The sequence below is a fragment of the Bacillus sp. AFS077874 genome, assembly GCF_002566505.1.
Classification (GTDB): Bacteria; Bacillota; Bacilli; order Bacillales; family Bacillaceae_G; genus Gottfriedia.
Genome location: NZ_NUYF01000058.1, coordinates 1 through 13,943, shown reverse-complemented (window position 1 = coordinate 13,943; position 13,943 = coordinate 1). Strand labels below are relative to the sequence as shown.

The following is a 13,943-nucleotide window of genomic DNA, read 5'->3' as shown; positions in this document are numbered from 1 at the left end:
TTTAAATGTCTTAATTTCGATTGTTCTTAGGAAACCACCCATAAAAGCTCCGCTATTGGAGTAATCATACAACGCTGTCACCGACTAAATCGCTGTTAGGATTCTTTCATAATGATGTATAACTGTGGGTTGCACCCATTGTGGAGACGACGTATCATAACGAGGTGATTTCGAATTACAAGTTTAAACATCTTTTATAGATTAGGTTTAACTCTATATGTCATTAAAACAGCTCTCGCAGCTGGATTGTCCTGGTTAGTAGCATCAACGGTATACCACAGCCACTATCCGTATTTTGCCGCACTCGGTGCTATTCTTACTGTACAGGTAACTGTCTTCGATTCCATTAATAAAGGAATATATCGAGTCAGTGGTGTTGTTGTTGGGGTTATTGTCAGCATCATCGTTGGACATTGGCTTCCTGTTAATTATCTCACTGTCGCTCTTGTCGTATGCGTTGGGATGGCGTTCTCTACTGCAATAAGGTTGCATCCACAGATTATCTCTCAAGTGGCTGTAAGTACACTACTTGTCTTAGCGTTCGGGGGAATGCAGGGTTACGCCGTTGATAGAATCGTTGAAACCATTTTTGGATGCGTAATCGCCGTATTGATCAATACCGTGGTGATTCCACCTAATCCCATTCCAGATGCAGAGAAAAAAGTTTTGTACTTGAGTGATTACGCCTCAACGGTACTTAAAAACCTCGCTTTTGCATATCAGGTACAAAGCTTAAGTCCTGTCGATATGCCGTATGTTCAAGAACTTTTACATGAAACGGAAAAAACGTATCAAGCTGTACAAGTTTCCCTTCAGAGTTTGCGATACAGTCCACTGTTACGTAATAGACGTTCCCGTGTTATAGCTTTGTCTAATATCATTCTCCGATTCGAAAGAATTACGAGTCAAATTCGTGGCATCGCACGTGCGCTGGTCGACCTAGAACAGGAAAATCACCCAAATCATTACTTCATTGAAGCAATGAAATCCACAGCTATTTGTATTGAATTAGTTGCAAAACAGGAAATCAACTCTTCAAATGACTTAAGGGAAGCTCTGAAGCTTGCATTAGAAGAAGCAAAGAAGCACCAAAGTCTATGTTTGTTGCATATCAAAGATATTCAATCATTAAAAAGTCTGAGGGAATTTGGTTCTATGTTAACCGACCTCCACCGCATATTAGACGAAGTAGAAGGTGGTGCTCGTCATGTTACAGAAAGAAAGCTTTCTGTTCGCTGAACTAATATGAAATTGTTTACTCATCTAACAGAGACGTTAGTTCAATATAGAGATATTCAAAATTTAAAATGGCGTACCAAGAAGCGGTACGCCATTTTTTTGTTAATTGTATTGATTTTCCGAATTCAGAATTTCCGCTGCTTTACTATGATTTAATAAAGGTCATGGCATAATTCGTTTATGTTTATATAAAGTCTTTAATCATTAGATTGTAATGATTGATCTAAGCTCCTATAGCGATTTTCCAACAGACTTTTTAAAACGGATATTTCCTGTGATAATCGCTCTCCCTCATTAGTTTCTAGAACCTTTTTTCTCTCGAGTTCTTTTTCCACCAATCTCTTTACTGATAAAACATCTGACCCTTTTAGTAGAACATCTTTTTTTGAATTAAATTTTTCATGGGCGACAAGTTGTATACCGCAGGAATTATATAATAAAGTGTATCCAGCAATACCAGTTGTTAATTGATAAGCCTTGGAAAATCCTCCATCAATGACAATCAACTTTCCGTTTGCTTTAATTGGATTCTCTCCTTTTATTTCTTTAACAGGTGTATGGCCGTTTATTATATGACCTATGTTAGGATAAAGATTCATTTCTGCTAAAATTTTACTGCAGATTTCCTCTTTTTCTCGTAAATGGTAGTAGGGATTCTTAATCTCTTTATGGGTTTCTTTGTCTTTAATAAAATACCTTTCAAAGGTCGTCATTGCTCTTTTCCCAAATAATGATGAATATTCTCCTGTCCATAAATACCAGACCATATCTGTTGCAAGATCATCCGTCTCTTCAGGATGTGCAAAAGCATGTCGTAAATAATGTTCAAAAATATCAAGTAAATCACGACCTGCATAGGTATGATTTTCAATTACCATTTTTTCCATATTTCCTTTTTCATCAATTGGGATGCATCCATGTATTAATAAGTTCCCATTATATTTCAAATAAAGACTGCCTTTCTTCATGAGAAAATTCATATGTCTGGCCAATTTTTCTGAATGCTGGACAAAAAACAATAGTCTGTCCATGACTTGCTCTTCTTCCTTTAATAATTCACTAGGATTATCTGGATTAATGGTCGCGAAGCAAGTATTTTCTAATGGGTAAGTTTTCCCATTCATTTTTATTTCATTTTTGTCATAATTAATTTTTTCAAGCAAAAGCCTTTCTGACATATTAAAATACGGGCGTCTCTTTATGATTGGCATTTCAAGTTTAAACTGAATAATTGCAATTGCTTGATGGATTTTTGTGATTTGCAAAAGTTCATGATCAGACTTTTTTTTATCCGAATTGCTCTTTGGTCTAAACGCTAGATTGTCCTCATAGTACTTATCCGCAAGATTTAGAAGTGGTATAAGATTTATTCCATACACGTCTTCAATTATACTTAAATTGTCGTATCGAGCACAGATACGAATAATATTAGCTAGGCAAACCTTTGACCCAGCAAAGGCACCGATCCAAAGGGCATCATGATTTCCCCATTGAATATCAACAGAATGATAATTAATTAAAGTATCCATAATTTTATCAGGTTCAGGTCCGCGATCATAAATATCACCCACGACATGAAGATGGTCAACTACCAACCGCTGAGTAGAATATGCCAGACCTGTAATGAGCTTATCTGCCTGACCAAGAGAAATAATTTGTTGGACTATTTTTGAATAATATAGTTTCTTATTTGTGGATTCATCCGTTTTGTAAAGTAGCTCTTCTATTATATAAACAAACTCTTGAGGCAATGCTTTATGTAACTTTGAACGTGTATATTTAGATGAGGAATAAGAAATTAGCTTTATCATACGGTCAATGGTTTCTGTGTACCATTGATGTAATTCTTGTTTATTTACACACTTATCTCTAATTAACTTTAATTTTTCTTCAGGATAATAAACTAACGTCGCAAATTCATTAAGTTCTGTATCAGATAGTTCATCTTGGAATAGGTCTCTTATTTTCTCTTTTACTCTACCCGAACCATTTCTTAACACATGTTGAAAAGCTTGATATTCCCCGTGTAAATCACTGACAAAATGCTCTGTCCCCTTTGGCAGATTTAGGGTGGCTTCAAGATTAATTATTTCAGTTACCACTTTTTCTTCACTATCATATTTAAGAGCCAGTAAATCTAAGTAATTTATGTTCAACTTTATGGTATCTCCTTTATAATTTCTTCATTCTTTTTCTCTCGAAGATTGGGCTTAATACTTACATGATCAAATAAAACTCGATTGTATCTTATAATAGTAGATTACATTTTTAGAGTAAATATATACATTAAAAACATCCGTACTCAACAAAATGTATTGAATGATCACAAGAGGTAATGCCAGTGAAGCTGACCACCGCAAAGTTGATGATAATAACTGGTAATAATTGAATAATTTTCAATTATTTACAAAAAAGGAAATGCATCCTCACCTTTTAGATCGTTTCAATGTAGTCTATCCTTCTTATCTTCTTTATTCACTACTGTTACAGGTAGGTATTGAATTTCATTTTATCTAACTCTTTTAATATATTTTCCAACTTTGAAGAAGCAAGAAACCACTCTAAATCGTTAGCTAAATAATCTGTTTTCTCATTTCCTTCATTCGGATTATAGTGAAATACTAAAAGTGTCTTTAGTTCCTAAATCAAAATTACTTTTAGGTATTCCACACTATGCATAAGATTGGCAAATTTCTGGAAACAATCGTACATAAGTAGTATATTCACCACAAAATGCTATCAAAAAGTAAAAAAAATGAAAGTCAAACCTTCTATGATCAAAAGGTTTCAGCCCCATCTTTTCAATATAAGGATAAAAATAGGATACAACATGAGGTATGGTTCGAGGATCCTAGAGGCTTGTTAGCCAAATTCCGACTAACAAAAAGAATTTGGATTATTTGGATTAGGGTTTAGGCATATAGGTATTTCAATGCCTCAAACAGAAAAATACTTTTAATAGAATTTAAGATTAAATAATAATGTTATAAACAACTAGGTTGAATATTTATTCCGAAAGGACCTAGCCTATATAAAAAGAGCCATCAAATAATTTCGAATGGCTCTTTAGATTTAAATTACAAATTTCACTGTTTCTTCAATATAAAAACAAGTTAGTTAGATATTTGATGGCTGCTTGTATGGGAGTATCTTCTCTAACCATTTCGCCAATCTGATCAACAGAAAGTCTTGTACCGTATGGGTTTCCTACAGCACCGAAAAAACTTGATCTGTTTACCACTTAGGTTGCAATTATGGCACCTTAATGATGCATCCTTGTATAAAATGAAAATATAACCATCTGACCACCTTGAGGTTTTGTGCAAAGGCTATGGCACTCTCTGACAACTGCTTATTCACAAAGTGATACATTTGGAATATATACTCCAAATACCTATATATAGTTTTCCAATGTTCTTCAACATTGAGCTAATTTATAATTTGTACAGTAGAACTATAGAAAAGATGAAGCTTTACATTTGACATAATTCTTAGTCTTCGTTCCCATTTCTCCATAGCGTATATACCCCTACTTTTTGACATACACTACTATTTCTTGAAAATAGGTACTAATTCCTATCAACTAAAAAATTGTTCACATATTATTCATAAGTTAATAATACGTAAAATTCAGTTATCTCTTAACGTTGTAATTCCAAACTTCTTCTTCTCCAAAGTAGTCACCAGTCGGATTAAATCCGGATTGCTTATATAAATTCATAGCTAATTTATTATCTTTATGTACTGTTAAACGAATCTCATTGCATTGCTGAAATTTATTTACAATCCATTTTATCATTTCAGCAAATGCTAATTTACCAAAACCTTTACCCTGAAACTGTTTATCAATTAAAAACCCATTTATCCAATAACTATTTGTTGTATGTTCTTCATATGCATGCATAATAAATCCGACCATTTTCTGATCATCATAAATTGCAAATGGGATATATTCCACATTTTCGCCATCTGGTTTTATATATACTTTTGCAATGGATACTGCAACCGAAGGAACAAAATTCAATTGTTCACTTTCTACATCAAGTTTTAAAGCTTCTTCCCAATTTTCTCTTGTTACAATTTCTAAATGAATAGTCATCGATAGCCTCCCTTTCAACTTAAATTTAACCCCCTTATATCATATCACTTTCTTTTCCGAATTCAGAAATTTCCGAAATTGCGGTAAATGAAATTTTTAATTAAAAGCGAATATTTTTTAGTCTTTAGGCAATAACAACCTTGAAAAGCAATTTTTCATATTTACTACCTAATTTTTATTTAGCTTGTACATTTAATATATATGAAAGGAAATTATTATGAAAAAAATTGTTATTATTCTCTCTATCTTATTTGCATTTGCATTTGGTTCATTGGCTGGCATTGGTTTTAGTAAAGCTGAATTTGCAAGAAGCACACAAGAACATAATGTTATGTCTACTAATTGGTTTCAATCCTCTGCGGAAAATAAAGCTTTGCAAATTCAAATTTATAATCAAGCAAAAGAAGAGCTTGCTGAAACAATGGTTAAAAAGAAAGCAAGTGATAAATTAAATAAAAAGGCAAAACCAGCCGCAGTAGTTTTAGACATTGATGAAACAATCCTTGATAATTCCCCTGATACTGCTTGGTCCATTAAAAATAATACTTCCTACCCACAAGGCTGGGATGAATGGATCCATATGGCAAAAGCTGATTTAATCCCAGGTGCAAAAGATTTCTTGCTCGCAGCGAAAAAAATGAATGTGGATGTTTTTTATCTTACAAATCGTCCTGAAAAAACACGAGATGACACAATTAAAAATTTGAATTTACATGGATTACCGAATGTCGACTCAAAACATTTATTTTTAAAAACAGATACAGCTCAAAAAGGACCACGACAAGCAGAGATTGCAAAAACTCATGAAATTGTTATGTTAGTAGGCGATAATTCAAACGATTTATCAGATATTTTTTATAAAGCGGATTTGAAAACTCGAAAAGATAATGTCGATAAAATTGCAAAGGACCTAGGTATAAAGTATATCCAATTACCAAATCCGATGTATGGAGACTGGGAAGATGCGATCTATCATTACAAAATGTCAAAAACTCCAGATGAAAAAGCAGTCGATCGTTATAAGGCATTACAGCCAATGAAATAGATAGCTTCCTAAGGTTAGATGAGTTAGTTTTAACTTATCTGACCTTTTTTCTTTATTAAAAATCCAATATTTGATTGGATAATTACTATTTTCATATGATTAAATTATATCATTTCTTGTATTATTTAACTCAAACATATCCCCCTTTTTATCAATACTACGGAGTTTAATACATTTAAATTCGACAATACTCCCGAATTACCACAATTAATATGCCCTTAAATTTTTTTAAAAATTTTCTTTAAACATTAGTCTGATAGGCTTTGATTTAAGCAGGAAAATGCCGACACAATGAGGAATTTATTCTAAAAACAGTTTTTTTGTCTACGGATATTGTAGCCTTGATTCAACAATCTTAATTTTAGTTTTTTCTTTTCTACAAAAATGATTTGCGAAATTTGTTCAAAGCAATGATCTCACCAATTTTTCCTAGGATTTGTATTAATGAAATATACAAGGAGATGTGACAAAATGTTAGAAGTAGGAAATTTAAAGGAAACCGAACAAACCATTTTTAATCATACTGGCCCGATTATCCAAACAATTGATCGCGAGATTGAGATACTTTCTCGGAAAGAGGAACCGTTAGTTGTCTTACTTGATAATGTTTTAAGTGATGAAGAATGTGACGAGCTAATAAACCATGCAAAATTACGTATGAAACGGTCAAAAATTGGGTTAACTCATGTGGAAAATGAGATGCGAACAAGTAGTGGTATGTTTTTTGAGGAAAGTGAAACGGAACTGATCAAACGCATTGAAAAACGAGTCGAAACGATTATGAATATTCCAATCGAACATGCAGAACCATTACAAATTCTTCATTACGAGCCTGGTCAGCAGTATAAACCGCATTTCGATTACTTTTCTAATCATCGGACAAATAATAATAGGATCAGTACACTTATTCTCTATTTAAATGATGTGGAAGAAGGCGGAGAAACGATTTTTCCTACACTTAATTATTCTGTTACCGCCAAAAAAGGCACTGCTTTATACTTCGAATATTTTTATCAGGACGAAGCAATCAATGAACTAACGATTCATGCAGGTAGTCCTGTTATTAGCGGAGAAAAATGGGTTGCGACTCAGTGGATGAGACGACAACGTATTCGTTAGTATTAAAAAAATAAATAGGTTTTAAAGTTAATATTTTGTATATTTAGGACCTTATATTTCAGATAATTCTAATAATATTCGGTCCTATTTTTATGTATACTGTATTCATTATTGTTTTTCCAGTAGCCATATACACTCTATGAGGTACTATAGATCACTTTTTTCCTTTTTTACTTCCTTATGAACACTCTATGAGGTACTATAAATCACTTTTTTTCTTTTTTACTTCCTCATGAACCCCTTATGAGGTACTATAGCACTCATTTTTCCTTTTTAACTTCCTCATGAACACTCTATGAGGTACTATAAATCATTTTTTTCCTTTTTAACTTCCTCATGAACACTCTATGAGGTTCTATAAATTACTTTTTTCCTTTTTTACTTCCTCATGAACGCTCTATGAGGTACTATAAATCACTTTTTTCCTTTTTAACTTCCTCATGAACACTCTATGAGGTACTATAGCACTCATTTTTCCTTTTTAACTTCCTCATGAACACTCTATGAGGTACTATAGATCATTTTTTTCCTTTTTTACTTCCTCATGAACACTCTATGAGGTACTATAAATCACTTTTTTCCTTTTTTACTTCCTCATGAATCCCCCATGAGTTACTATAATTCTATTTTTTTCTTATTTTACTAACCCATAAACACCTCATGAGTTACTACAAACATTATCCCCCTAATTCCCCGACTCATTAACGCTCAACGGAAATCAGCATCAAAAAAACGCAAGGTATCGACCTTACGTTTCACAAATCATTTGTTCATTCAACTTCCTTCAAAAAGCCTTCAACTACTCGAATATACTCTTCTGGCTCTTCTATGTACGGCATATGTGCACTTTGCTCAAAAACGTGGAATTTTGCATTAGGCGTTAGCTCGCTGAAATATTCTGTTGATTTAGGTGTAGCTTCATCGTATCTACCGCAAGTGTACATTGTAGGGATTTGGATGTCTTTTAATTTTGAAGTGCAGTCAAAATCCTTTAAGTTTCCAGTTACATGAAACTCGGATGGACCCCACATAATATTGTATACTTCTGGATTTCTGTAGTGTTTTCCTTTTTTTAGGAATTCTGGATATGGATCAAATCTGCAAACAAAATGCTTGTTAAATACAGCGTTGGCATTTTTGTAATCTTCTGAATCTATTGTTCCGTTTTCCTCGCACTTTATTAATGTTTCTTGTACATCAAGCGGGAGTAGTTTTCGATTTCGGTCCTGATCCTCAGCCCATAATGGGGCGCTTAAACAAGGGCTTGAGAAGATTATACTTTTCACTCCATCTGGTTTCGATAAATAATAAGCTGCAGCAAGTGTTGTACCCCATGAATGACCAAGTATATGAAACTCATCAAGCGAAAGAGCTACTCGGATTTGAGCTAATTCTTCCACAAATCTATCAATATTCCATAAAGAAGTATCTTTTGGACGGTCAGACTTTCCACAGCCTAACTGATCATAAAAAATAACTGGGCGATCTTCTGCTAATACGTGTAGACCTTGCATGGAATAATGCGATGATCCAGGCCCTCCATGTAAAACAACAACAGGGATTTTAGATGAATTTTTATTATGAAACTGATACCACACTTTCCCGCCTGTTACTTCAATAAAACCCTCAATCACATTCATTTATTTCTCTCCTTTTCATTCAAACAGTAAATTAATACTCATTCAACCATTGGTTTTTTTAATAATATAAGCAAGTGCTAATGGAATCATTGGAAGAAATGCAACCAACTTAAACCAACTCTCTACGCCACCAATATATAGTGTTGGTAGTATTAATGCAACTCCGCTTAATATTAATGTTTTCCAGGATTTTTTCCATAGTCCTAAAACTAAAAGAATAAATCCAGAACTAATTAACAACCAAAAGATTAAACCTACCCAATAGAATCCAGCATGTTCCACTAATTCACACCCTAGTCAGTTTTATGTATTACAGGAAAAAATTTAAAGATGATTCCGATAAAAAAATAAACGATAGGTATTATTTCATATTTAAACTTGGAAATTCTATATTTATCTGAATTTTACCACATTTCTATTTTAAATAGAAAAACATTATGTAATTACAAGTTAAGGTGATTAAAAATAGTTATTTTTACTTAAACAGCCTTATTCAAAGAAATTGCGTAAAAGTCATGAAATATTATGAGATGAAATAATATAGGAAAGTAAGGCATTTAAAAGCCAATGGGGGCGATTTTATTGGCATATGTAGAACTTGATTCTCATACAAAGCTCTACTATGAAGATCACGGAGAAGGTCAAACAGTTGTTTTTGTTCATGGAGTAATGATGAGTAGTAAGTTTTTTCATAAACAAGTACCGTATTTTAGTAAAAATTATCGCGTCATTACTTTAGACTTACGAGCACATGGTAAGTCCTCAAAAGTTCAATATGGGCACACAGTGGCACAGTACGCTCGTGATTTAAAATGCTTTATTGAAAAACTAGATTTAAAGGATGTAATTTTAGTAGGTTGGTCAATGGGAGCTTTTGTATTGTGGGATTATGTTAATCAATTTGGGAGTAAAAATATTAAGGCGCTAACAGTTGTTGATCAATCTGCATCCGATTATATATGGCCAGATTGGGAGTTTGGAGCATTTGATTTTACGATTTTAAAAAATGTAATGCAGTCGATCCAAGAAGATCAGAACAAATTTAATAGTGATTTTATATATGGTATGTATATGGATCAACCTGATCCAAAAGAACATAAATGGATCTTAAAAGAAATGAATAAATTACCTGCAGCGATTGCAAGTACAATCGTGTTTAATCAAACGGCTGTAGATTATCGGGATACTCTTTGTAATGTTGATATTCCAACATTAATTTGTTTTGGTAGTCATGGATTTTTTCCATTAGCCGCTGGTGAGTTTATACAAAAAAATATAAAAGGTTCAAAATTTGTTCCATTTTATAATAGTAGTCATCTTTTATTTTTGGAAGAAACAGATAAGTTCAATCAGGAGCTAGACGAATTTTTTAAGGAAGTACAAAAATCTGGAAAAGGAAAAACAAAATCTAGAAAAAAAGAAAAAAGAAAAGCAGGAAACTAAATGGTGATCAAGGAATGCAGGATTTAGGCCTTTTAGGATTGAAAAATTTTGTTTTCAATTCTTTCCCTACCTGCTTTTCTTGTTTTTATTCTTCCTGCCATTAACTTCACTTAAACCAACCTTTTTCTTTTGATTGTTTTATAGCTTCGATTCTATTTTTAACCTCTAATTTGTCCAAAATCATAGATATATAATTTCTAACTGTTCCTGTTTTCAGACTCAATTCATCCGCAATTTCTTGTGTGTTTTTACCATCCGCTACTAGTTCTAAAACTTCTTTTTCACGGTCAGTTAACGGATTTTCTTCAGCGTATACATCATCCATAAGTTCTGGAGCATAAATTCTCTTCCCGGCAATAATACTTCTAATTGAACTTGCTAACTCTTCACTTGGACTATCCTTTAATAAATAGCCTTTTACACCCGCTTTTAATGCTCTTTGAAAATAACCTGATCTAGCAAAAGTTGTTAAAATAATCACTTTACAATCTAAAGCTTTTAATTCTTCTGCAGCTTCAAGTCCAGTTTTACCAGGCATTTCAATATCCATTATACAAATGTCAGGTTGTAATTGCTTGACTAGTTTAACTGCTTCTTCTCCATTTGATGCTTGACCAATAACTTCCATATCATCTTCTAGATTAAGTAAAGAACCAAGAGCACCTAATAGCATTCGTTGGTCTTCAGCAATTACGATCCTAATCATACTAGTTCCTCCACTTCAATTTGTTTTACATCGATTGGAACTGTCATAATTAAAGTCATCCCGTTTTCACAGTTTACCTCTAATGTTCCATTCACAAATTCGAGTCGTTCCTTCATTCCAATTAACCCATAGCCAGTTGTAAACTTTTCCAATTTACAACCAACTCCATTATCTATTACCGAAAAAATTATTTCATTTTTCATTTGTTTAATTGATATTTTACATAAAGTGGCACTACTATGTTTTACAACATTTGTTACGGCTTCCTTTAAGCACATACTGACAATATTTTCTGTCAGTAAGGAAACATTTGAAAGTTGAAAGTTTTCGTTACATTCAACTGTAATTTCAGCAGCATGTAGAATTTGCTTAATTCTTATTATTTCGTCTTTAATTCGAATCCCTCTCATTTGAGAAACGATTTTTCGAACCTCATTTAAAGCTGTTCTGGCCGTTTGTTGTACATCCTTTAATTCATTTTGAGCTAAATCCGGATCCTTTGTAATTAACTTTCTAGCTAAGTCACTTTTTAAGCCAATCAGAGAAAGTTTTTGACCTAGTGTATCATGTAAATCACGAGCAATTCTTTGACGTTCTTCTAGTTTTACAAGATCTGATATACGTTTATTAGCATCTACTAACTTTTCTTCCAATTGCCCTCTTTCATTTCGACTGTAAAGACTAAATGGTAATAAAATAACGCTAATCCAAGTAATGATAATAAATGGAAGTTGCCTAATGATTAATTCTTCTTGAAGGATAATCGTGATGTTGATTGATATTGTAGTGATGACTAAATGAAGGATATATAAAGTTAAAAAAGTAGCTCGATTTTTTCTCTTTCCAATCATATAAGCTATAAAAAATGCAAAATATACATAGCTAAAAAGTATATTCATTGAAGTGGATATGATGATTAAGATGGATGACCATAGAAAAATTGACCATCCTTTTGATCTGTACGCCAATCGATAGATTATAAAAAATGATATTGTTAGTAAAATCCCGATTATGATTCTTAAAGTGGAATGAGCAGAAAGAAAAATAAAATAAAATGGCAATATTCCTAAAACTGTCCAAATATATGGTGAGATTCCTGTACTTTTTAGGAAAACTAAATATCTTTTAAACATAAATTTACCTCATTATTCAAACATTTTGTGACCTACTTTAACAATCTTATCATATTTAAGCAAAGTTAATCTTTATAAAAATGTAAATAAAATACATCAAAAGTTCAGACAGTGTCTGAACTTTCGCGATTTACTTTATAGATTGATTTTATATCTTTAAATCCTACAAATTGCTTTGTTTCTTCATCCCATAATCTGAATTTTAAAGATGTAAAACTTGTTTTTAGTGTAATCGTCGGTACATTTTGTAATGGAAGCGTATTATTATGAACAGACTCTAAATTATAATTCGGTACCCTTGGACTTAAATGATGAACATGGTGGTATCCAATATTACCAGTTATCCATTGTAATAATTTTGGAAGTTTATAAAAAGAGCTTCCCTCAACCGCTGCTTTTACATATTCCCAATTCGCATCTTCTTCAAAATAAGTGTCTTCAAATTGGTGCTGTACATAGAAAAGCCAAATTCCTAATACTGCCGAAATGAAAAAGATCGGACCTTCCACTATTAAATAATTTTCCCAACCAATTGTATAGCAAAATAAAGCTGAAACCCCAACAATTAAAATATTCGTTAAATAAGTGTTTAGTCTTTCTTTTAATTTTGCATTTTTCGTATTGAATCGATTGGAAATTAATACAATATAAATTGGTCCTAAACCAAACATGATTAATGGATTACGGTATAGACGATATTGTATTTTTGTCCAGAAAGGTGCTGCAACGTACTCTTCAACAGTTAAAACCCACATATCTCCAATTCCACGCTTATCTAAGTTACCACTGGTCGCATGGTGGACTGAATGACTATGCTTCCACTGGCTGAAAGGAAATAATGTAACAACGCCTGTAATTGTGCCAAGAACTTTATTTGCTGTTTTATTCTTAAAAAACGATTGATGACAACAGTCATGGAAGATAATAAATATCCTTATTAAGAATAGTGCAGCAACTATATCAATAAAGATCGTTAATACTACTGAAATAGAAATACTTTTATAAGCAAGATACCACAAGAAGATAAATGGAATAAAAGTATTAATCATTTGCCAAATACTAGCTTTTAAATTTGATTTTTCATAAGGAATAATTTGCTTTCGTAAACTCTTTTGATTTTCTTTTGACATTTAGAAGTTCCTTCCTAATGTTGTAACTTTTCATTATTATATTATCCTAATTATATATGTTAATTTTCCTAGTGGTAGTAGCAGGCGTCATATGAAAAAGATGACAAATGTCATATTAAATTAAACGCTTACTTTCAATCTCGATTTTATCTAAACATATTAATTAGAATGTTTAATTTTTTGGTAAATATTATAGTTTTTTTCATAAAAAAAAGTAATACTCAAATAGTATTACTTTTTCACGCTGTTGAAAAACAATCTTGTCAATTAATTATCAAATTTTCGTAAAAGGAGTAAAGTGATGTTGATTTCCATTACAGGATGCTCGCTTTCCATGGGGAGAGACCTGAGCCTCCTCGGCAAGCCTGCGGGGTCTCAGCCTTCCCGCT

11 protein-coding genes are annotated in these 13,943 nt (G+C 32.5%); 4 read left to right on the top strand and 7 right to left on the bottom strand.

Annotated features, from left to right (window positions below; all coding sequences use genetic code 11):
• Nucleotides 1-174: 174 nt before the first annotated feature.
• The gene (locus tag COJ46_RS22985; protein WP_098566381.1) at nucleotides 175-1,239 is read left to right on the top strand and encodes an FUSC family protein; all 1,065 of its coding nucleotides are present in this window, start codon (nucleotides 175-177) and stop codon (nucleotides 1,237-1,239) included.
• Nucleotides 1,240-1,436: 197 nt separating this feature from the next.
• On the opposite strand, the gene COJ46_RS22980 is transcribed toward COJ46_RS22985, so the two are convergent.
• The gene (locus COJ46_RS22980) at nucleotides 1,437-3,395 is read right to left on the bottom strand and encodes a fructose-1,6-bisphosphatase (RefSeq protein ID WP_098566380.1); all 1,959 of its coding nucleotides are present in this window, start codon (nucleotides 3,393-3,395) and stop codon (nucleotides 1,437-1,439) included.
• 1,478 nt (nucleotides 3,396-4,873) lie between these two features.
• Nucleotides 4,874-5,338: a GNAT family N-acetyltransferase gene (locus tag COJ46_RS22970; protein ID WP_097976900.1), complete on the bottom strand. Its 465-nt coding sequence runs from the start codon at nucleotides 5,336-5,338 to the stop codon at nucleotides 4,874-4,876.
• A gap of 217 nt (nucleotides 5,339-5,555) precedes the next feature.
• Here COJ46_RS22970 and COJ46_RS22965 point away from each other — a divergent pair, with 217 nt between their 5' ends.
• Both COJ46_RS22965 and COJ46_RS22960 read left to right on the top strand, forming a co-directional pair.
• The gene (locus COJ46_RS22965; protein ID WP_097976898.1) at nucleotides 5,556-6,383 is read left to right on the top strand and encodes a 5'-nucleotidase, lipoprotein e(P4) family; all 828 of its coding nucleotides are present in this window, start codon (nucleotides 5,556-5,558) and stop codon (nucleotides 6,381-6,383) included.
• 471 nt (nucleotides 6,384-6,854) lie between these two features.
• Nucleotides 6,855-7,502 (top strand): 2OG-Fe(II) oxygenase, encoded by a 648-nt coding sequence (locus COJ46_RS22960; protein ID WP_097976896.1) that lies wholly within the window; start codon nucleotides 6,855-6,857, stop codon nucleotides 7,500-7,502.
• A gap of 770 nt (nucleotides 7,503-8,272) precedes the next feature.
• On the opposite strand, the gene COJ46_RS22955 is transcribed toward COJ46_RS22960, so the two are convergent.
• Together COJ46_RS22955 and COJ46_RS22950 are read right to left on the bottom strand one after the other, a co-directional pair.
• Nucleotides 8,273-9,142, bottom strand: coding sequence for a proline iminopeptidase-family hydrolase (locus COJ46_RS22955; RefSeq protein WP_098566379.1), 870 nt, complete (start codon nucleotides 9,140-9,142; stop codon nucleotides 8,273-8,275).
• Nucleotides 9,143-9,184: 42 nt separating this feature from the next.
• Nucleotides 9,185-9,424, bottom strand: a complete 240-nt coding sequence (locus tag COJ46_RS22950) for a hypothetical protein (RefSeq protein ID WP_097976893.1) — start codon at nucleotides 9,422-9,424, stop codon at nucleotides 9,185-9,187.
• 300 nt (nucleotides 9,425-9,724) lie between these two features.
• Here COJ46_RS22950 and COJ46_RS22945 point away from each other — a divergent pair, with 300 nt between their 5' ends.
• On the top strand, nucleotides 9,725-10,585 hold the full coding sequence (locus COJ46_RS22945; RefSeq protein WP_097976892.1) for an alpha/beta fold hydrolase: 861 nt from the start codon (nucleotides 9,725-9,727) through the stop codon (nucleotides 10,583-10,585).
• A gap of 106 nt (nucleotides 10,586-10,691) precedes the next feature.
• Here the strand turns inward: COJ46_RS22945 and COJ46_RS22940 are convergent, their stop codons facing one another.
• The 3 genes from COJ46_RS22940 to desA all read right to left on the bottom strand — a co-directional run bounded on the left by COJ46_RS22940 (nucleotide 10,692) and on the right by desA (nucleotide 13,554).
• The gene (locus tag COJ46_RS22940; RefSeq protein ID WP_097976890.1) at nucleotides 10,692-11,291 is read right to left on the bottom strand and encodes a response regulator transcription factor; all 600 of its coding nucleotides are present in this window, start codon (nucleotides 11,289-11,291) and stop codon (nucleotides 10,692-10,694) included.
• Complete coding sequence (locus COJ46_RS22935; protein WP_097976888.1) at nucleotides 11,288-12,424, bottom strand: sensor histidine kinase; 1,137 nt, start codon at nucleotides 12,422-12,424, stop codon at nucleotides 11,288-11,290. Before COJ46_RS22935 ends, COJ46_RS22940 begins: the two co-directional genes overlap by 4 nt.
• Before the next feature lie 104 nt (nucleotides 12,425-12,528).
• Nucleotides 12,529-13,554 carry a Delta(5) desaturase DesA gene (gene desA, locus COJ46_RS22930; RefSeq protein WP_097976886.1) on the bottom strand — a complete coding sequence of 342 codons (1,026 nt, stop codon included), beginning with the start codon at nucleotides 13,552-13,554 and terminating at the stop codon, nucleotides 12,529-12,531.
• Nucleotides 13,555-13,943 lie beyond the last annotated feature (389 nt).